Source organism: Agaribacter flavus (assembly GCF_042646125.1).
Lineage (GTDB): Bacteria > Pseudomonadota > Gammaproteobacteria > Enterobacterales > Alteromonadaceae > Glaciecola > Glaciecola flavus.
In genome coordinates, this window is record NZ_JBHRSW010000014.1 from 13,857 (window position 1) to 32,809 (window position 18,953).

An 18,953-nucleotide genomic window follows, 5' to 3' on the forward strand; every position below is an offset into this window, starting at 1 on the left:
AATGGAACCGGTAACTATAGAAATCGTGAAATTTGCCTTAGATATGCAATCTGCACAACAACAGATTGCCGCAAGAAATATTGCCAATGCAGATTTTCAGACTCAAATGAAATTGGATTACAAACAGCCTCTCAGTCGTTTAGCTGCAATGAATGATGAACAGAGACTTGATTACTTAAAGGTGTTTAACAGTAACACTAAAAATATCGAGTCTCTTGAGTATGACACTGGTAGAACTATAGATCTAGCATCTGAAAATGCTGAATCTACAAGAGCAATGCTCGAGTTTCAGGCCTTAGTAGAAGCGCTAAACCGACGCTTAAGTATTAAGTCATTGGTGTTGGGAGCACAAAAATAATGGCGGTCACGGAAGTAATGAATGTATCTGATTATGGTATGTACTATCAGAAAATGCGCATTGACGCAGCTACTATCAATTTGGCAAATGCAAATATAGTCCAACCTACAAATGGCAAAGGTTTTCAACCACTGACTGTTCAGTTAGACAGCAGTATTAATTCTTCGTCTTTTGATAAAGAACAAGTGAAGATGCAAGAGTTGAATACTCCTGATCGAAAAATATTTCAACCTGACCATCCAATGGCTGATATACAAGGTTTTGTCCGTTACACAAATATTGATGTTGCAGAACAAATGGTAATCCTTACAGAAGCAACGAGGGCATATGAAGCAAATGTAAAAGCGTTTAATGCTCAAATGAGTATTAATAGTAAGGCTTTAGAGATAGGCAAGTAAAAAGGAGTTTAAAATGACTGTTGAAATGATTTCTGCAATTGATAAAACTGAAAATACTCAATTTTTAGAATTGCTGCCCCAGCAATTGAATATGACCTCTAATCCAAATTTTAGTCAGATATTCACAGATAGTTTGAATGACATAAACATAAGTTTACAACGTGCAGACAGTGTACTTACTGATATGGCACTAAATAAATCGATTAGCACTCACGAAGTAATGATCGCAATGCAAGAAGCTAAGAGCGAACTACGTTTAGCTGTAGAGGTACGCAACAAATTGCTAGAAGGTTATCAAGAAATTATGAGAATGCAGGTGTAGCAAATGACCGAAGTATTAAATGCGATGGATAGTAAGAAAAGGTTGTCTTTTTTTGTATTGATGGGTGTGGGCGCTGTATTGTTTTTGGCAGCTGTTGTTTGGATACTTTCGCCAAAGTATAGCCCTGTTTTGGAGGGGCTTGATGAACAAACTGCTGCTGCGGCAATAGCGAAATTAGACGAGCAAGGTGTCATTTATAGTCTGGCTCAAACGGCTAACGGAACGACTCTCATGGTGGATCAAGAAATTGCTGAAAAGCTTAGGGTTACATTATCTGAGAGCCTAGGTTTACCCGATGTACAAGGGCTAGAATTGTTTGATAATGCAGACTATAGCATGACTGATTTTTCTCAAGACGTAACATATAAAAGAGCAATACAAGGTGAATTGGCTCGCACCATTTCATCTATGCCTGGAATAAAAAGCGCACGTGTCCATATAACATTTGCACCAAAACGATTATTTTCGGAAAACGCTTCTGAAGCGAAGGCTTCAGTATATCTCGAACAACACACCAATTTTAGTATTACAGATGAGCAGGTTGTAGGTATTAAAAGGCTTGTAGCAAATGCGGTTGATAAAATGTTAGCTACCAATGTTGCTATTTTCGATACTAGTGGCGCAGAACTAAACTCTCCTGATGAGCAAGGCTTAAGTGCAAGTTTAAACAAAAAGTATGAGGCAAAGCTGCAAGTTGAACGTGTACTAACCGAAAAAGCTTTTCGTATTTTAAGTTTGTTCGTACCTGCTGACAGTATCGCAATTTCAGTTGATGCATCGCTGAACTTTGATCAAAAAAGGAAGACTACGCAGGGCTTTGCTACTGGGCAAGATGGTCAAGGTCTTGTTGTTCGAGAGAAAGAGTCGAGAGTGTCTGCTCAACCAAGCAATGATGAAGAAGAACAGAGTATCGATGTTTCTTTATCACAAGAACGAGAAACAGAATACCGACATGGGCAAGAAACTGAAGAAACAGTATTTTCTGCGGGTGAAATAGAATCACTGAGCGTTGGTATTGCAATAAATGCTGATTTAAATGAAGCTCAATTGAATAAGTTAAGGCAAGTATTAGCAGCTGGTATGGGGATCAATCTAACTAGAGGTGACACTTTTGCGCTCGAAGTTTTGGATATCGCAAACCCTCCTGTTGAAAGTCAGCTATTCGAAGATAGTCAACTCTTAACTGACACGGAATTAGAGCATGCAGCTCCTTCCAACGTTGAAAAAGTTGATACTGGCGCCGTAATTCAGAACAAACCGGTTTATTTGTTAAGCAGTAATTCTAACTTAATACTATTCCTAGTACTTGCCTTTGTTGTGTTATCAATTTTAACAGCCTTAGGTCTTGTTAGACATAGAGCTTTACAAAAGAAAAAGCGTGAAAAGCTTTTGTTAGAAATCAATGAGTGGTTGGAGCAAGAGGATAAAGCGTATGTCTAGTTTGTCCCTTGATAAATTGATGGCTATTAAATTAGCAAGCTTGAAGGAAGCTGATCAAAGTTGGTTGCTAGCGCAAATATGCAGTAGCAAACGCGGCCGCCTTGAACGACACTTAAAAGAGGCCAAAAAATTTGTTTCGCTAACAAATGAAGTTAAAGTCGAACCAAATAGTGATGATAAGCTACTTCCGCGTCCCGAGAAATTTAGTAGTGCTTTAAACAATTGGTTTAATAGTATGGAGAAAGACCAACATGGATTTTCTGCAAAGGCTATTGAACGGATACGAGGTATAGAGCTAGAGGTTATCAACAATGGCTAACGGTGCTATGTCGATTAAAGGTTCTGTGCAGTCTTTTATACCAGGGTTGGTGAATAACAGTGAGCCTCTGGTACCTGAAGTAAAACTAGAAGTGGATAGACTAAAAGAAACAAAACGTGCGCTTTTTGAACTTAGCTCAATGCAGAGAACAGCGTTATTGGACGAGCTGTTTTTCGACGATATTGAGGTTTTGAAGAAGCAAGCTCACGAGGAAGCCTACGCTCATGCGCTTGAAGAGGCAAAAGGTAAACAAGAAAAAAAACTGGAGTCTAAGCTCAACACCTTGGATGAACATATCGAAGCATTCAGTAGCGTGATTGACAATATTAAAGCTTCTGATAAATGGGAAATACCTGACGAAAATTTGATTAAGGAAGTAGTGTTAAAATCAGTTTTGCACATTACATCAGACATGCTTGATTTACCTGAGAATAATGTTGAAATTTTTAACCGAGTTCTGAGAACTCACATATCTGAAAAACCCAAAATACTCTATATTCCCTCAGGTCTGCATACGCTTTTAGAACGGTTGAATAAACTTGATGCGATGGCAGATAAGATCGAGATCCAACCTGACCCTTCACTGGAAAAAGGAAGTTTCAGGCTTGAACTACAAAAGTCAGGTATTGAGTATTCTCTAAAAAACACTCTTGCAGAATATACGTCAATACTTGTTGAAACAAATATTCAGTTGGACGGCGAGTAACATGCAATTTTCAAATTTTGAATATCGTCTGAAGATGTTAAAAACACACGTTCTATACGGATCTGTATGCGATTGCGTTGGTTTAATTATTGAAGCAGATGGACCTAAAGCAAGTATTGGCAGTTTATGTGACATACATCTTAGCTCAGGGGATGTTGTTCAAGCTGAGGTTGTAGGGTTTAGACAAGGCAAGTTGTTGATTATGCCGTATTTTGGAAATGTTGGTGTGAGTCGTGGAGACAAAGTGGTTTTTAACTACCAAATGAACAGTCTAAAAGTTGGTGTCAATCTTTTAGGGCGAGTAGTTGATGCGTTTGTAAACCCTTTAGATGGAAAGGGAGACATTCAAGGTTTACAAACTATCCAAATAGGGCAGCGGAAATCGTCTAACCCACTCGACAGATCCCCTATAAATGAAGTACTTACTACAGGTATTAAATCTATAGATGCTTTTACAACTATAGGCAAAGGGCAACGTTTAGGTTTAATGTCAGGGAGTGGAGTAGGGAAGAGTGTGTTGCTATCTTCAATTTGTAAAAATGTTGATGCTGATATCAACGTTATTGCTTTGATTGGCGAACGAGGTAGAGAAGTTGAGGAATTTGTAAACGCTACTTTAGGGCAAGAAGGTTTAAAAAAATCCGTTGTTGTTTCTGCTACTGCGCAAGATTCCCCGCTAGTACGAGCAAAAGCTGCTTTCAATGCCCTAGCTATCGCTGAGTATTTCGCAAACCAAGGGAGAAGCGTGTTTTTTACGATGGATTCAATAACTAGGCTAGCAAGCGCATTGAGAGAAATTGGGTTAGCTGTCGGTGAGCCACCTACGGTAAAGGGCTACACGCCTTCAGTGTTTGCTGTTTTACCTGAGTATATTGAACGATTTGGTAAATTTAAAAATGGTGGCTCCATTTCTAGTTTGTTAACAGTGTTAGTTGAAAGTGATGATTTTAATGACCCAATTGTTGACTGTGTCAGAGCAGTGTTAGACGGGCACATAGTATTAACTAGAGAATTAGCTGAACAAGCACATTTCCCTGCCGTAGATATCAGTAAAAGTGTTAGTAGACTCGCTACGAAACTACAAGACAACAACACTGCTCGCAATACTCAATCAATAAGGAAGTTTTTCTTTGATTATCAACAAAATAAAGAAGTAATCGAACTTGGTTTATTTGAATCAGGTGATGATAAAAACAGAGAAGATATCAAAAAAAACTGGTCAAACCTAAGAGCATTTTTAACTCAAGGAATGGAAGAAAATTTTCCTTTTGAACAAACGATGGGTGAACTAGACAACATAGGTAGCTTGCTCAATGCTTAGAGAATTAAAAAAAGAGCTTAAACGGCAAAAGCTCTTCTTAAAATATGGAAATCATCAGTTGTCTTTGTCTAAAACAGAGCTTTTAAAGCTTAATTCTCATCGGGAACAGTTAGCTCAAAAAATTAACCTCATACAAGAGGATGTAAACAATCACATGCTGGCTAAAGACCAATATTTGAATGCGCAAAATATTTGTCCTATTCGCTTATCTAGTTTTAATACGCGGTATTTGCAATTGGAAGGGAACATTCGATTACTAGAATCAGAAAATGATAATTTGAAAGAACTAATAGATAGTAAACGAAAGCTATTCAAAAAAGAAAAAAAACAAACAGAACTTATCGAAAAAACTATTAAATCGTTGATGAAAAAAATTTCTTCAATTGTGGATAAAAATGAAGAAGAAAAATTAATTGAATGCACTTATAGCAGAATCGAGGTGAATTCATGATTTTACAATTAGATCCATCTGTTGCTTTGCAAGGAGCGAAGGCGCTACATAACAATACAGGTAACAACGAAAATTTTGCAAATTTATTCAATGCTCAAAGCGATACCGATAATCCAATCTTAGCTGAGAAGTTTTCCTCTATTCCGATGTCAGGGGAATGGATGGAAATAGGTGAGCATATGAAAGCGTCATTAACTGCGGTAAAACGACTTGAATTGACGAATAATTTATTAAATGAAATAGAAGATGGTATTGGTGAATTATTTGGCAACGAACATTTTACTGCAAGGTTTTTGAGTGAAAGGCTGGAGAGCTCACAGCAAGTCGATAAAGATCATGTCGTTTTTTCTTCTATTGATGAGTTTTTTGACGGAAATTTAAGTACAGCAGCGAACGGAGTTACGGAAATCACAAATTTACCGCAGGCTCAAAATCAAGCATCATTTACCCGTCAATTGCGTTTTAGTACTATTGGTAATGGCGTATTAGCTTATTCTGCACCGACTCATTACTTTAATTCTGAAGTTAATACTTTGGGTTCGAGATTAGAGCAAAACAATCCGCTTAGTAGAACATTAACGAAAAGTGGAAATAGCGGTCTAGAGCGAGAGTTTAATGCTCGACAATCCCTCCCTTCAAACATTGTATCTGAGAATTCGTTTAGGCTATATACAGACGCTACAAAAGCGAATAGACAACTATTAGTTTCGCAAGCGAAACAAGTTGATGGATATTCATTCGCTTTGGTATCGCAACTAGCAGAGCTTACTAAGCGTTCTTTACTTATTACGGATAACAGTGTTCAGCGTACTTTATGGATACGTGATTATAGTTTGGACGCCAGTCCTAATACATCTGCAAGTCTCGCTAACTTTGTTAAATCGAAGGAAATATTGGTAAACCGTGTTTTTTTAAACGGTAAAATTTTATGGGAAGAAAAAGGAGATTTGAAATGATAGAAGCGATTGGTGGGAATATCACCACTGAAAGCCAACAACTCAATAACTCTTCAATCGGGCAAGAAGAGTTTATTCGATTATTTTTGACTCAGTTGACTAACCAGGATCCACTAGAACCAGTAGACAACAGTCAATTTTTAGCGCAAATGGCTCAATTTACTTCTCTAGAGCAGACCCGCCTGTTAAATGAAAACATGGCTAACCTCCTTGCGATGAATTCCACAAATCAAGGTGTAGATTTGCTCGGAAAACAAGTTGAAGTACTAAATGGTAATACCTTGTTTAACGGTACTGTAGATGGTTTACAGTTTGGCCAAAACGGAATATCACTCACTGTGAGAGGTACGGGTGATGAATTTTTGTCTGATGTGTCATTGTCAGATATCAGACTAATTAGGGAATAGGAGAACGTTATGTTTCAATCTTTTTTTACTGGTTTATCGGGAATGCTTTCGTTCTCACAGAATCTAGATAACGTAAGTAACAATATATCAAATTTGAATACACCAGGTTTTAAAGGTAGTGATACTTTTTATTCTAGTTTGACGTCTGGAGAAAATGCTTTTGGAACACAAATTTCAGGGCAGCAACAGAGATTTACCGAAGGTGAAGTTCGTCAAACTGGAAACCCCGGAGATTTGGCTATTTCTGGACAAGGTTTTTTTGTTTTGATGAACAATGGGGAAATTAATTACACCAAGGCAGGCCAGTTTATATTTAATGATGACGGTATCTTAGTTGACTCAGTTTCTGGCGGTAGGGTTGCGGCAATAACTGATGATGGCAAGCTTGAAGAAATAAACATCAACGAAGTTGGAGTTTTAGCCCCGCAAGCAACTTCGAAAATTGATTTCATTGGCAACTTGTCCACAGATATGTCTAGTTTTACGGTAGCAGACGTTGATGTCTTCACCGGGTTGGGTGAACAAAGACAATATCGGTTTGAATTTACTAATACTTCAGCAACTGAGCCTGGCAGTTGGAGCGTGCGAATTGTTGATGACAACGGAGCTGATGTTCACACGGGAGAAATAAGGTTTGATAGTCAAGGCACGCCTGTCAATAACTTTAGTAAAATTAACTTTCAAGTCGAGGATTCTTTGGGGGGAGAAACGACAGTAGAAATTGACTTTGGTACGAATGCTAGTTTTGCAAAAGGAACTTCAGTATCGGGTGGTGATACGTCTACTTTACGTGCTTCAGTAATTGACGGTTATGGCGTCGCTTCATTGACTACCGTGGACTTTACAGCTGACGGCCAGCTAACATTAAACTACTCAAATGGAGAAGCGGTAGATGGACCATACCTTGCCTTAGCAAACTTCACAAATTTGTCCACTTTAAGTGTCGTCCAAGGTAGCATTTTTCAGGCTGGGGATAATACAACCCGTATTATAGGTCGTGCAAACGAGTCGGGTTTAGGAAGTATTCTGTCTGAAAGTATTGAGCTATCAAATGTAGATTTGTCTAGAGAATTTGCAGATATGATTATTATTCAGAGAGGGTATCAAGCGAGTTCTCGTATTCTTAACGTAGCCAATCAATTGTTAGAGCAACTATACGAGAATACAAGGGGAAGATAATGTTAACTCGCACATCAGTAGTCGGGCGTAGTAGCCAAGAGATTGTGAGAACAAAGTTAATTGGCTTGGTTGAGTCTTGGAAAAAGCGTTGGTTTGACATACCCGTAAAGGTTGAAATTGAATTCAGTCAACAACTTTTTAGACGCATTGAGCTTCGCGAAGGTGATAGTTTAGTTAGGACAAATAAACAGGGAAAAACGGGTTCTATTGTAATTCAATCAGCTGATGAGTCACTAAAGCAGCTTATTCTTTTAATGAGTAAAGGAGCATTTGATGATTCAGTTGAGGCGGACAATCAAGTGCTGGATCGTCTAACAAAAGAAATTCTCGATGACCTAGCTAATAGTATTTCAATGAGCATGCCTTTTTCATTCGTTGACAGTAAAGTACCGCAGGAATCAATAGAAAGCAGTGTTGTCGTTAATATTCGTATTTTTGATATTACGTTGTCCATTCATTTCGACAACAATGTACTTGAATTAATGGGGCTGCTGAAAATACCTCTTAAGGCACAAGCAATTGAAAAAAGTATTGTTGAAGCAATACAAACGGAAAAACTTGAGCTAGACGCCTCGCTAGATGATATGTCAGTCGATATTGGCACGTTGAGTACTTTGCAAAAAGGTCAAGTGTTACCTCTAACTCATAGACTAGAGCAATCAATAAATATATCTGTATTAGGGCGTTCAATCCCAATAAACGGGTATCTTGTAAAGAACAATACTAAAAAAGCGGTGTTAGCCACTTCTAAGGAACTATTATGACAGAATCTACAGCAAAACGAGTTGAATTATCAGAAGTAAAAACTGAGGCTCAGGATAAGTTAGCTTTGAGTCAAAGGGACTTCAGCATAGTTAAATCTGTGCCTGTAAATGTGGAAGTTAAGTTGGGTAAAATTGAGGTGTCAATTGAACGTCTTTTCTCGTTAAAAGCGGGAGAAACTTTAGAGATGGATAAAGATGTAAATCAACCAATAGATTTGGTGTTGAACGGCGATATTATTGCAACAGGAAATCTCGTAGCAATTGATGGGAATTTTGGCATCGAAATAATTGATCTCATGAGAGAGTCGTGAAAAATCTTGGTTTTCATACTGAACCGTTATTTTCTATCGGGCAATTAGTCGTTCTACTCGTTGTTATTTCGGCTTGCTTAGCTATTTTAATCATTCTAAAAAAGAAAAGAGATAGCTTCCAAAGCTGGTTCCCGTTGACGAAGAAGAAAGAAAGCGTTGCCTTTGTGGAAAAGCAGAATATTGATCGAAACATGGAGTTATATCGAATTTTTACTACCGATCATAGCTACCTTATCGTCAAGTCAAGTGACAACCTTCTTGTATTAGATAAAACAGAGCAACAGAATAAGTAGTAAATATTGATGATTTATTGTAAATGGATTTTCGTTATCGCTTCTTTAGCGTTTAGCCCCTTTTTATTTGCAAGCGAAGGGTTCCTGTCTTTAATCGAATCCAGTGAAGTAATGGACCAAATGGCGCCAGAGTTACGCTTGTTAATAACGATGACGGTTTTGTCGATGATTCCTGCGTTATTGATAGCAGTGACAGCATTTACTCGAATAGTAATCGTACTTTCATTGTTAAGACAAGCATTGGGGTTGATGCAAACTCCGCCTAATGTCGTGATTATTACCTTGTCTATTTTTTTAACGTGGTTTGTTATGCAGCCAGTTTTTGAAAAAGTAGAAGAATCTGCTGTTACTCCCTATTTGTTGGGAGAAAAGACACTTTCCCAAGCATTAAATGATGGAATGGTTCCATTTCGAGCATTTATGATTGAGCAAACTAAAGAAGAAGATTTTGCAGCTGTTTTAGATATGGCTAAGGCGCAAGTACCAAAATCAGCCGACGATGTCTTGATTGAACATTTAATTCCAGCTTTTTTACTGAGTGAACTAAAAACCGCTTTTCAAATAGCTTTTATGATTTTTATACCCTTCTTGTTGATAGATTTAGTAGTTGCTAGTGTTTTGATGGCTTTGGGTATGATTATGGTGCCGCCAATTTCTATTGCTTTACCAATAAAAATCATGCTGTTCGTTTTAATAGATGGGTGGACATTGGTGACGCAATCGCTTGTAGGTAGTTTTCTGACTTAGCGAGATTTATTGTGAAAAGGATTTCTATACCAATCAGTAGTATAAATTGGATTGGGCATATTGAAAAATGGCCCAATAAAACCGCTTTAGATTGGAACGAGTCAAGAGTTAACCTGTTCAACAGTCACACTAAGTGGGCGAGAGCAATAGGCCTCAAAATTTTTGGAATGTATAAGGTCGATGGGGCTGAAGTTAATGACTATGTAAATTTTGCAAATATGGGTTTACTGGAGTCTATTGACAGCTATGAGCCTAACAACGGCGCTACATTTAGATACTTTGCTTTTAAGAGGATTAAAGGTTCTATTTTAAACGGTATTGTAAAATATTCAGAGCATTCGCAAACAACAGATTGGATCCGCAAAAGAATGAAGGAAAGAATGCACTCGATATCTAAAACTCATCCTGAGAATGATGAAGTTGAGCTCGTGGAAAACATTATTGCGTTAACAATAGGATTTGTTTTAGACAATAACAGTTATATGGTTTCAGAAATGCAGCTTACTGACGCTTACTTTGATTCTCAGGAATTAGTTGTACTGCAACAAAACGTTCGAAGAATTGTTGAAAATCTACCTAACAACCAACGAGATGTTATGGAAAAACATTATTATCAATTGAAGAGTTTTTCAGAGGTAGCGAAGGATCGAAGTTGTTCGGTAGGCCGAATCTCTCAATTGCATGCCCAAGCAATCAATAATATCCGAAAAAAATTGAAATGGGAGTAACATTAGACTCTAATTTGAATAACGGTAGGCTTTTTAATTACATGTCAGTGATTATATCCTTATACTTGACATATTGGGTATAGTTCGGCTCCTTATAACAATGTTTGAATTTATGCTATTGATTAGGGTTATCAACAATGAATAAACGTCGAAACGTCTGTGTAACATTGTTAAGTCTTTTTTTTTTGCTTCCTCTATGTCATGCCAACGATACTAAGCCAAATATAGTGCTGATTATTGCCGATGACGTGAACTGGGATGATATTGGTACTTACGGTCATCCTACTATCTCAACGCCAAATTTAGATGCTTTGGCAAAACGAGGAATGCGGTTTGATGCTGCTTATTTGACAGCAAGTTCATGTAGCCCGAGTCGGGCTAGCATTTTAACGGGACGTTATCCTCACAATACGGATGCAGAACAATTACATTGGGATTTACCTACTACGCAGGTGACATTTTCAGAAAAGTTGAAAAATGCTGGATATTGGACAGGAGCAGCAGGCAAATGGCACATGGGAGAAGCAATAAAATCAAGGTTTGATATGGTAAGAGAAAGCTACTATGGCAACGGTTCGTTGACTGGTGCTGAAGAGTGGCAAAACTTACTGAAATTGCGTCCAAAAGAAAAACCGTTTTTTGTATGGCTTGCAGCTTGGGATGCGCATCGCCCTTGGGTGCCTGAGGAGACCAATCTACCTCACCAACATTCGCAAGACGACGTTGTGCTACCGCCGTATTATCCGCCGACAGAGCTATACATGAATGATTTTGTACACTATTACAACGAAATTTCTCGTTTCGATAAGAGTGTTGGTGAGCTTGTCAAGTTACTAGAAGTGCAAGGTGTAGCTGATAACACTTTAGTGATTGTTATATCAGATAACGGTCGCCCTTACGCTAGAGATAAAACAACTTTGTACGATTCTGGCATAAAAACGCCTTTTATCGCGCATTGGCCTAAGGGAATAAAAAATAAAGGTACAAGTACTGCTAGTATCGTGAGCGTGATTGATTTAGCCGCGACTTTTGTTGAATTAGCCGGTGCGGAGACGTCTTCAAGCTTTGAAGGCAAAAGTTTTGCCCATTTATTTACTGACCCTAGTCTGAACCATCGCACTTATGCCTTTTCTGAGCGTAACTGGCATGATTTTGAAGGCCACGGAAGGAGCGTTAGGTCAGCGCGGTATCGTTATATACGAAATAACTACAATGATTTACCTGCGACGCCAAGTGGCGATACGGTTTACCATGAAACGTGGAGAGAGCTGATTCGTTTATATGACGCTGGTATGTTAAATGAGCATCAAGCTCGGCCATTTTTGGCGCCCAGACCAAGAGAAGAGTTATATGATCTAAAAAATGATCCATACGAACTCACCAACTTGGCAGGGGATAAACAATATTTACCCATTTTACAGACGCACCGACAAGTATTAGATAATTGGATCATTGAGAGTGGAGACTTTATTCCAAGTATACGCACTCCTGATGATTTCGATAGAAGAACGGGTGCAAAACTGCCAGTTCGTCAGCGCCCTCGACCAATGAAGAAAGACATGTATGGTGAGGGCGCATATTAGGGTCTGTACACCAAAGGTTAACAGACCCTAGATAGCGCTGAAAGTTGGTGTCGAAAATGGGCACCAAACGCACCGTTTCCTTACTTGCTAATTTTTAAGACTTGCGCGTGTTCAGACGGAGAGTGCTCAGGCAGCTTTACGGCTAAACCTTCTGGTTTTTGCTCAAAATCGAGAGGCGTGTCATGCCCCAATAGCGTAACTGTTGAAATCGCGTCATCGTAATTCTCACTATTTATTGTTCTGATGGTCACAGTTTTATTGTCGCCCGGCCAAGCCATCAAAATGGCGTATAGTGCATTCTTATTTTGTGTAAACCGGATATCTTTTTCATTGAAATCTTTTCGATGTTTTTCGCCATCGTTAGAATGTGTGCCATCCAGTACCTCGGTGGGTCCTTCACCGAAGGTGATCCATGGGCGCGTATTATAAATTGCTTCGCCATTGATGCGTAGCCAGGCACCGATTTCGTACAGTAAATCAATTTCTGGCTGCGGTATGGTGCCATCCGGTTTAGGGCCAATATTCAGTAGCATGGAGCCATTTTTACTGACAATATCAATTAGGTCATCTACCAACGAGTTTGCGTCGCGGTATTTGTGGTTAGTTACGTAACCCCATGAAGTTTTGCTGACAGATGTATCTGTCTGCCAAAAGTACTCATAGGTATCAGACATTTGACCACGTTCAATATCAAGCACTGCCGAGCCCGGTTTAAATGAACGAAAATCACCCAAATCTTTATAATTAAGAGCCGGCATTCTTTCCCAATTGATACCTTTATTGTAGTAATAGCTCGTGAACAGTTTGACATGATGGTGAAAGGGTTCGGAGGCCATCCACCAATCAAACCAAATCAGATCAGGTTGATATTTGTCTACGATTTCGACTGTGCGCAAGAGCCAATCATCCATAAACTCTTTGCTCGGCGGCGTTTCTCCTGCTTCTGAACTTTTTCTGCTGACAGCCGGGCCATATAAATCTCGATATGCTTCATTTTGTACATCTGATGCGAACTCTCTTCCCCCTTCAAAGAACCACCAGTTCTCTGCACGGTGACTCGATAAACCAAAATAGATGTCGGCTTTTTCTGCTGCGCGCTTTAATTCTGCAATAATATCTCGTTTAGGACCCATCTCAACGGCATCCCATCTAGTATAGCTATTGTCATACATCGAAAAACCGTCATGATGTTCCGCAACAGGGACGATATATTTGGCACCCGCGTTTTTGACAATTTTCAACCACTCATCGGCATTAAATTTTTCTGCTGTAAACTGAGGGATAAAGTCTTTGTAGCCAAATTCGTCCTGAGGTCCATATTTATCTCGATGGTATTGAAATTCAGCGTTGTTTTGCATGTACATTTTACGTGGATACCACTCACCGTTATGAGCGGGCACCGAATACACCCCCCAATGAATAAAAATGCCAAATTTTGCATCGTGATACCAGCTCGGGATTTGATAATTTGTAAATGACTCCCAAGTAGGGGAGTAAGGGCCAGCGTTAGCGACCTTTTTAATTTGATCCAGTTTCTGTTCACTCTGCTCGGCTAAAGTGCTCTTATTGTTTGTACCTTGTTTTGCTTCGTCAGGAGCTTTGTTACAAGCAACAAGTGCACACAACGCGCCCATAGTGAGTATTGTTTGTCGTAAAATTGGTTTATTCAGCATAATTTTAAGTTCTTACCAGTAATTTGGAATGGCTATATTCGTATTGGAATAAAGTATTCGACGTAGACAAGAATACAGTAATGAAATAATATATATAAAATTAAATAATCATATATAAATGTAAATAAAATGTATATATTTATATGTGTACATAAACATTTTAGCATGGCGCAGAAAAGACTACAGACTCTAGTCTTATGTCTGTGCTTGCTACATTTCTTCAGTGGCGAAGGCGAGCCGAAATCTTAGTGGCTAAACCCTTGTTACCGTGACTATTGAGAACTTATTATGACAACATCTAGTTTGCTATCTTCCTTCCCATTAAATCTAAAGAGCCTTGAAAGTATTCAAGAAAACGGCTCTACAATACCGCAGTATAGGCAAAACAAAAAGTGTGGGAATGGCATTGTTCACTTAGGCCCTGGGGCATTCTTCAGAGGACATCAAGCTTGGTACACTCATAAGGCGATGGAGAAGTGCGGTGGAGATTGGGGGATAACCGCCGTGTCAATGCGATCAAGCAAGGTGAAAGAAGCCTTGTCTCCTCAAGACGGTCTATATACGCTAGTTGAATTGGATAAGAAAATTTCCCATGAGGTAATTGGTTCAATAAGTAAGGTGTTGGTACTAGGCGAAGATTACAACGAAGTGATGCACACTTTATGCTCTTCAACAACATATTTTGTGACTTTAACAATTACGGAAAAAGGATATTGTCTCAATGCCAATGGAGATTTGGATATAAATCACCCTGATATTATCCACGACCTTATTGAAACGTCGTCAAAAGTCTCTGCGATCGGCCTACTTGCAAAGGCTTTAGAAAGCCGCTTTTTGAATAGTGTCGCGCCTTTTTGTGTGATTAGTTGCGACAATATTACTGACAATGGGAAACGACTTAAAAAAGCCTTGGTCAAGTATACCGGTGAGTACAATTTAGCACTGTCGGATTGGCTTGACGAGTTTTTAATATGCCCATCAACGATGGTAGACAGCATTACGCCTGCAACCGATGAGCAACTCAAGAGCATGGTAAGTAATCAGTATGCCATACAAGACAACTGGCCCATAAAGCGAGAGTCTTTTTTACAGTGGGTGATTGAAGATGGCTTACCAGAGCATCGCCCAGCATGGGAGCAGTGTGGCGCTATATTTACAGATAATGTTAGAGGTTTCGAAGCAGCAAAATTGAGGCTGCTCAATTGCCCGCACAGTACAATCGCATATTTGGGCAGCCTCATGGAAGTAGAGACTGTCTATGACGCTATGCAATACGAGCCACTTGTAAGGTTTGTAAAAGATATGCTCGACAGCGAAGTTATGCCCTCAATTGAGCCGCCGAAAGAATTAGATGCATTCATTTATAGTAGAGCCATATTGGAACGTTTTAACAATCCAAATGTTAAGCACCTGCTAAGTCAAATAGCTTGGGACGGTTCACAAAAACTGCCGATTCGTATACTGCCGATTATTGAAGAGAACCTCGAAAACAATCGCTCTATCTGTATGCTTTGTCACTGCGTGGCTGCGTGGATGCTCTTTTTAAGAAAGCAATACTTGGCTGACCGAGAAATTGTTGATCCTCACAATTCGCTCTTGCTGGATATCGTCATGCAGTGCAATAACAATGCTGAGCATGATGTGAATATTTTTGTTTCGATGACTCCCGTATTTTCTGATGTGCTGAAACGCTCTAAAAAGTTTCAGCAGGTACTCACTCGGGTATATGCTAGTTTATCTGGGGTGTTGGATGATCCTGCTTATCCATGGTATCGAAAATTGTTGGCAAAAGCTTCGTGAATGTATTTTGGTAAATTAAATATAAAAACAAAAATTAACCTATAAAAATAAATTTAGTTATGTTAATGTTGTCGTGTGTGCAATGAGTAGTTTGCTGGCAAGGAAGCCGCTAACTGCTTTTTCTTTATGGCGCTCGCGTTCTTTCTTTGCTCTTACTGACCTTCTTGTTGTGAGTATTAACGGCATCCAAACTGGCGTGAAACCAAATCCTCTGCAATCGAATGCCTTCAATTTCACAGATAAATATCGACATATCACTAAAAGCGGCTAGAATTATCCTGCACCGTTAGAGTAAACGATCCCTAGGCACACAAAAATTACAGGATACACAATGAGTTCCCCTTCCGAAAAAAAATATTCAGCCCCTGCACTTGAAAAAGGTTTAGATATATTAGAGCTACTGTCAAAAGATTCTTCGCCGCAAAGCACGTCAATTATTGCGGAAAAGCTAGGCCGCTCTAATGCAGAAATTTATCGGATGATTCTCGTGTTAGAGCAACGCGGGTATATCGAAAAAAGTGAAGATACCGATGGATATCAAGTTACTCGTAAACTTCTTCAGTTGGGCACAGAGCATGAACCAATAAAAGATATTTTAGAGTATGCTCAACCAATCATGAGAGAACTAGCTGAACAAACCAGCATGTCTTGTCATATTGCGGTTGAATCACAAGAACAAATTGTTGTTATTTCTCGTGTTGAAACGCCAAGCAACTTATCTTATTCAGTGCGTGTTGGCTACAGAAGGCCGATTATCAATGCGGCATCTGGTAGGGTATTGTTTGCCAATCAGTCAACAGTGAAAAAAGAATCAATGACAAAAACCCTAGCAAAGTATCATTCAGATGATGATATTCAAGTTTTTATTAAAGAATGTAAGAAGGTAAGTAAACTAGGTTATTTTAAAGCGCCAAGTGCCTTTGTGGTTGGGGTAACGGATTTATCGTGTCCTATCATTGATACTGACCACGCAGTTGCGGCGTTAACCATTCCATATATTCAGCGCGACCCTGAGTTAATGGGAATAGATGAAGTCTTGGAAAAACTTCAAAATGCGAGCAACGAAATATCTAAAGCACTGACATACGGAGCAGTGCGGAAACTGTAAATTTACTAAAGGTAAATATAAAATATAATTTTTACATACAAAGTTTGTGTCGATTTTTCGTGAGTAAATGCTATGATTCGTATATAAGTTTATATTATATGCGTTCTCGCATTAGGAGCATTTCTCATAATGAAAACGATTGTGTGTGTCGAGCCGGGTGTCCTCGAGCAACGAGTAGTGGATAAACCATCTGCGAATGCAGGTGAAGTTTTAGTCAAAATCCGTTCTATCGGTGTATGCGGAACAGATATTCATGCTTTTGGCGGCAATCAACCATACTTTCAATACCCTCGTGTACTCGGCCATGAGTTGTCTGGGGTTATCGAGGCTGTAGGTGAGGGTGTGTCATTACCTATAGGTGCGTCGGTGTATGTTATTCCCTACATTCACTGTGGCAAGTGCGCAGCATGTCGAAAAGGTAAACCTAATTGCTGTAGCAATATAGAGGTACTTGGTGTACACCGTGATGGAGGTATGGCGGAATATTTGACTGTCCCGAGCAATGCAGTTGTGATTACGGATGGTTTGGATTTTAATCAATTAGCGATTGTAGAGTGCCTTGCAATTGGCGCACATGCTGTAAGAAGAGCGGACATGGGGCCAGAAGATACGGTTCTTGTGCAAGGGGCTGGACCAATTGGCATCGGTGCAGCTCAGTTTGCAAAAGCGAGCGGCGCCAAGGTTTTCATTTCTGATATCTTGGAAGAAAAACTCAAGTTTTGTAAAGACGAATATGGGTTGGATGGTGTGGTTGACGCTACCAAGGATGTGCATCAACAATTGTCAGATTTAACCGATGGCGAATTTCCTACAATTATCATGGACTGCACAGGTAATGTTCACGCTATGGAGTCAACGTTTACACATTTAGCACACGGCGGCAAAATTGTGTTCGTGAGCGTAATTAAAAAACAAATCTGTTTTTCTGATCCAGAGTTTCACAAGAGAGAAACAACCCTTTTAGGCAGTCGTAATGCTACCCTTCAAGATTTTGAATATGTTGTACAGTGTTTAAAAGACGGCACAGTTAAGAGCGGCGCATTGATTACACACACTGGGAAATTTAGCGAGTTTTTAGATGTATTCCCATTGTGGGCTAATCCAGATTCAGGTGTTATTAAAGCTGTGATCGAAATGGATGTGTAAACGTCTGTCAATTCGTGAGTAACAATTACAGTGTGCGCCACCTCAGAAAGATCCTGAATCATCTTGATACAACATTAGGGAATCACTATGAAAGTCGATGCTCATCATCATTTATGGCAGTACCAAAGTAAAGATTATGGATGGATAAGTGAGAGCCAACATGTCTTGAAACGGCATTTTTTGCCCAGCGATCTTCGTGACGCAACAGAAAAGCATGGTATTAATGCTACTGTTGCCGTGCAAGCACGACAGAGCCTAGAAGAAACGAGGTGGCTGTTGTCGCTAGCAAAGCAATCGCCACTCATTAAAGGGGTCGTCGGCTGGATTGATATTCAGTCTGGTGACTTAGCCAAGATGCTTGAAGAGTTTGCTTCTGAGCCTCTGTTGAAGGGCTTTCGACATGTTGTACAAGATGAGCCTAATCCTCACTTTATGTTATCAAACGCGTTTATTGACGGTCTTCATCTTCTACATGCTAATGACTACGCTTATGATATTTTAGTGTTTGCCCATCAGTTACCTCAGTGTATTGATCTTTTGCCCCAACTCCCTCCCGACATGCGTTTAGTCGTTGACCATATTGCAAAACCTGAAATTGCGGCAGGGACAAATATCGCAGCTTGGCAAGATAATATGTCCGCAATAGCGGCTTATGATAATGTGTGGTGTAAACTTTCAGGTATGGTGACGGAAGCTAAACACGATGCATGGACCGAGGAACAGTTGCTGCCATATATCGATTTTATCTTTAAATCATTTGGTCCTGAACGCATCATGTACGGCTCTGATTGGCCGGTATGTTTGCTAGCTGCGGAATACAAAACCGTTATCAATTTAGTTGAAGATTATGTGGCTACACATTACCCATCCTTTATTGAAGACGTAATGGGCACCAATGCAACTCGGTTTTATCATTTAACGAATTAATTTGGATCTTGGAGTC

The 18,953-nt window shown here is 39.4% G+C and carries 22 protein-coding genes; 21 read left to right on the top strand and 1 reads right to left on the bottom strand.

Features of this window, described 5'->3' with window-relative positions; translation table 11 throughout:
- The first annotated feature begins 1 nt into the window (after window position 1).
- The 17 genes from ACFOHL_RS07870 to ACFOHL_RS07950 all read left to right on the top strand — a co-directional run bounded on the left by ACFOHL_RS07870 (window position 2) and on the right by ACFOHL_RS07950 (window position 12,283).
- Complete coding sequence (locus tag ACFOHL_RS07870; RefSeq protein ID WP_376919675.1) at window positions 2–358, top strand: hypothetical protein; 357 nt, start codon at window positions 2–4, stop codon at window positions 356–358.
- Window positions 358–756, top strand: coding sequence for a flagellar basal body rod protein FlgC (locus ACFOHL_RS07875; protein ID WP_376919676.1), 399 nt, complete (start codon window positions 358–360; stop codon window positions 754–756). Before ACFOHL_RS07870 ends, ACFOHL_RS07875 begins: the two co-directional genes overlap by 1 nt.
- A gap of 13 nt (window positions 757–769) precedes the next feature.
- On the top strand, window positions 770–1,078 hold the full coding sequence (gene fliE / locus ACFOHL_RS07880) for a flagellar hook-basal body complex protein FliE (RefSeq protein ID WP_376919677.1): 309 nt from the start codon (window positions 770–772) through the stop codon (window positions 1,076–1,078).
- Between the two features lie 3 nt (window positions 1,079–1,081).
- Window positions 1,082–2,518, top strand: a complete 1,437-nt coding sequence (fliF, locus tag ACFOHL_RS07885; RefSeq protein WP_376919678.1) for a flagellar basal-body MS-ring/collar protein FliF — start codon at window positions 1,082–1,084, stop codon at window positions 2,516–2,518.
- A complete protein-coding gene (locus ACFOHL_RS07890) occupies window positions 2,511–2,837 on the top strand; it encodes a hypothetical protein (protein ID WP_376919679.1) in 327 nt (108 codons plus the stop codon). The genes fliF and ACFOHL_RS07890 overlap by 8 nt, the downstream gene beginning before the upstream one ends.
- On the top strand, window positions 2,830–3,543 hold the full coding sequence (locus ACFOHL_RS07895; RefSeq protein WP_376919680.1) for a FliH/SctL family protein: 714 nt from the start codon (window positions 2,830–2,832) through the stop codon (window positions 3,541–3,543). The genes ACFOHL_RS07890 and ACFOHL_RS07895 overlap by 8 nt, the downstream gene beginning before the upstream one ends.
- A 1-nt stretch (window position 3,544) precedes the next feature.
- Complete coding sequence (locus ACFOHL_RS07900) at window positions 3,545–4,864, top strand: FliI/YscN family ATPase (RefSeq protein WP_376919681.1); 1,320 nt, start codon at window positions 3,545–3,547, stop codon at window positions 4,862–4,864.
- Entirely contained in the window at window positions 4,857–5,315 is a 459-nt protein-coding gene (locus tag ACFOHL_RS07905; RefSeq protein ID WP_376919682.1) for a hypothetical protein, read from the top strand. Before ACFOHL_RS07900 ends, ACFOHL_RS07905 begins: the two co-directional genes overlap by 8 nt.
- Complete coding sequence (locus ACFOHL_RS07910; protein ID WP_376919683.1) at window positions 5,312–6,271, top strand: hypothetical protein; 960 nt, start codon at window positions 5,312–5,314, stop codon at window positions 6,269–6,271. Before ACFOHL_RS07905 ends, ACFOHL_RS07910 begins: the two co-directional genes overlap by 4 nt.
- Window positions 6,268–6,678 carry a flagellar hook assembly protein FlgD gene (locus tag ACFOHL_RS07915; RefSeq protein WP_376919684.1) on the top strand — a complete coding sequence of 137 codons (411 nt, stop codon included), beginning with the start codon at window positions 6,268–6,270 and terminating at the stop codon, window positions 6,676–6,678. The genes ACFOHL_RS07910 and ACFOHL_RS07915 overlap by 4 nt, the downstream gene beginning before the upstream one ends.
- 9 nt (window positions 6,679–6,687) lie before the next feature.
- Entirely contained in the window at window positions 6,688–7,857 is a 1,170-nt protein-coding gene (gene flgF, locus ACFOHL_RS07920; protein WP_376919685.1) for a flagellar basal-body rod protein FlgF, read from the top strand.
- Window positions 7,857–8,621, top strand: coding sequence for a FliM/FliN family flagellar motor switch protein (locus ACFOHL_RS07925; RefSeq protein ID WP_376919686.1), 765 nt, complete (start codon window positions 7,857–7,859; stop codon window positions 8,619–8,621). The genes flgF and ACFOHL_RS07925 overlap by 1 nt, the downstream gene beginning before the upstream one ends.
- On the top strand, window positions 8,618–8,932 hold the full coding sequence (locus ACFOHL_RS07930; protein WP_376919687.1) for a FliM/FliN family flagellar motor switch protein: 315 nt from the start codon (window positions 8,618–8,620) through the stop codon (window positions 8,930–8,932). Before ACFOHL_RS07925 ends, ACFOHL_RS07930 begins: the two co-directional genes overlap by 4 nt.
- The gene (locus tag ACFOHL_RS07935; protein WP_376919688.1) at window positions 8,929–9,225 is read left to right on the top strand and encodes a hypothetical protein; all 297 of its coding nucleotides are present in this window, start codon (window positions 8,929–8,931) and stop codon (window positions 9,223–9,225) included. The genes ACFOHL_RS07930 and ACFOHL_RS07935 overlap by 4 nt, the downstream gene beginning before the upstream one ends.
- Window positions 9,226–9,234: 9 nt before the next feature.
- Window positions 9,235–9,972: a flagellar type III secretion system pore protein FliP gene (gene fliP, locus ACFOHL_RS07940; protein ID WP_376919689.1), complete on the top strand. Its 738-nt coding sequence runs from the start codon at window positions 9,235–9,237 to the stop codon at window positions 9,970–9,972.
- 11 nt (window positions 9,973–9,983) lie between these two features.
- Window positions 9,984–10,700 (top strand): sigma-70 family RNA polymerase sigma factor, encoded by a 717-nt coding sequence (locus tag ACFOHL_RS07945; protein WP_376919690.1) that lies wholly within the window; start codon window positions 9,984–9,986, stop codon window positions 10,698–10,700.
- Between the two features lie 137 nt (window positions 10,701–10,837).
- Window positions 10,838–12,283: a sulfatase family protein gene (locus ACFOHL_RS07950; protein WP_376919691.1), complete on the top strand. Its 1,446-nt coding sequence runs from the start codon at window positions 10,838–10,840 to the stop codon at window positions 12,281–12,283.
- Window positions 12,284–12,363: 80 nt separating this feature from the next.
- Here ACFOHL_RS07950 and ACFOHL_RS07955 read toward each other — a convergent pair whose 3' ends face one another.
- Complete coding sequence (locus ACFOHL_RS07955) at window positions 12,364–13,956, bottom strand: alpha-L-fucosidase (RefSeq protein WP_376919692.1); 1,593 nt, start codon at window positions 13,954–13,956, stop codon at window positions 12,364–12,366.
- Between the two features lie 288 nt (window positions 13,957–14,244).
- Here ACFOHL_RS07955 and ACFOHL_RS07960 point away from each other — a divergent pair, with 288 nt between their 5' ends.
- The 4 genes from ACFOHL_RS07960 to ACFOHL_RS07975 all read left to right on the top strand — a co-directional run bounded on the left by ACFOHL_RS07960 (window position 14,245) and on the right by ACFOHL_RS07975 (window position 18,937).
- The gene (locus ACFOHL_RS07960) at window positions 14,245–15,756 is read left to right on the top strand and encodes a mannitol dehydrogenase family protein (protein WP_376919693.1); all 1,512 of its coding nucleotides are present in this window, start codon (window positions 14,245–14,247) and stop codon (window positions 15,754–15,756) included.
- A 331-nt stretch (window positions 15,757–16,087) separates the two neighbouring features.
- Entirely contained in the window at window positions 16,088–16,864 is a 777-nt protein-coding gene (locus tag ACFOHL_RS07965; protein ID WP_376919694.1) for an IclR family transcriptional regulator, read from the top strand.
- Between the two features lie 129 nt (window positions 16,865–16,993).
- Window positions 16,994–18,010, top strand: coding sequence for a zinc-binding alcohol dehydrogenase family protein (locus tag ACFOHL_RS07970; RefSeq protein ID WP_376919695.1), 1,017 nt, complete (start codon window positions 16,994–16,996; stop codon window positions 18,008–18,010).
- A gap of 87 nt (window positions 18,011–18,097) precedes the next feature.
- Window positions 18,098–18,937, top strand: coding sequence for an amidohydrolase family protein (locus ACFOHL_RS07975; RefSeq protein WP_376919696.1), 840 nt, complete (start codon window positions 18,098–18,100; stop codon window positions 18,935–18,937).
- Window positions 18,938–18,953: the final 16 nt, after the last annotated feature.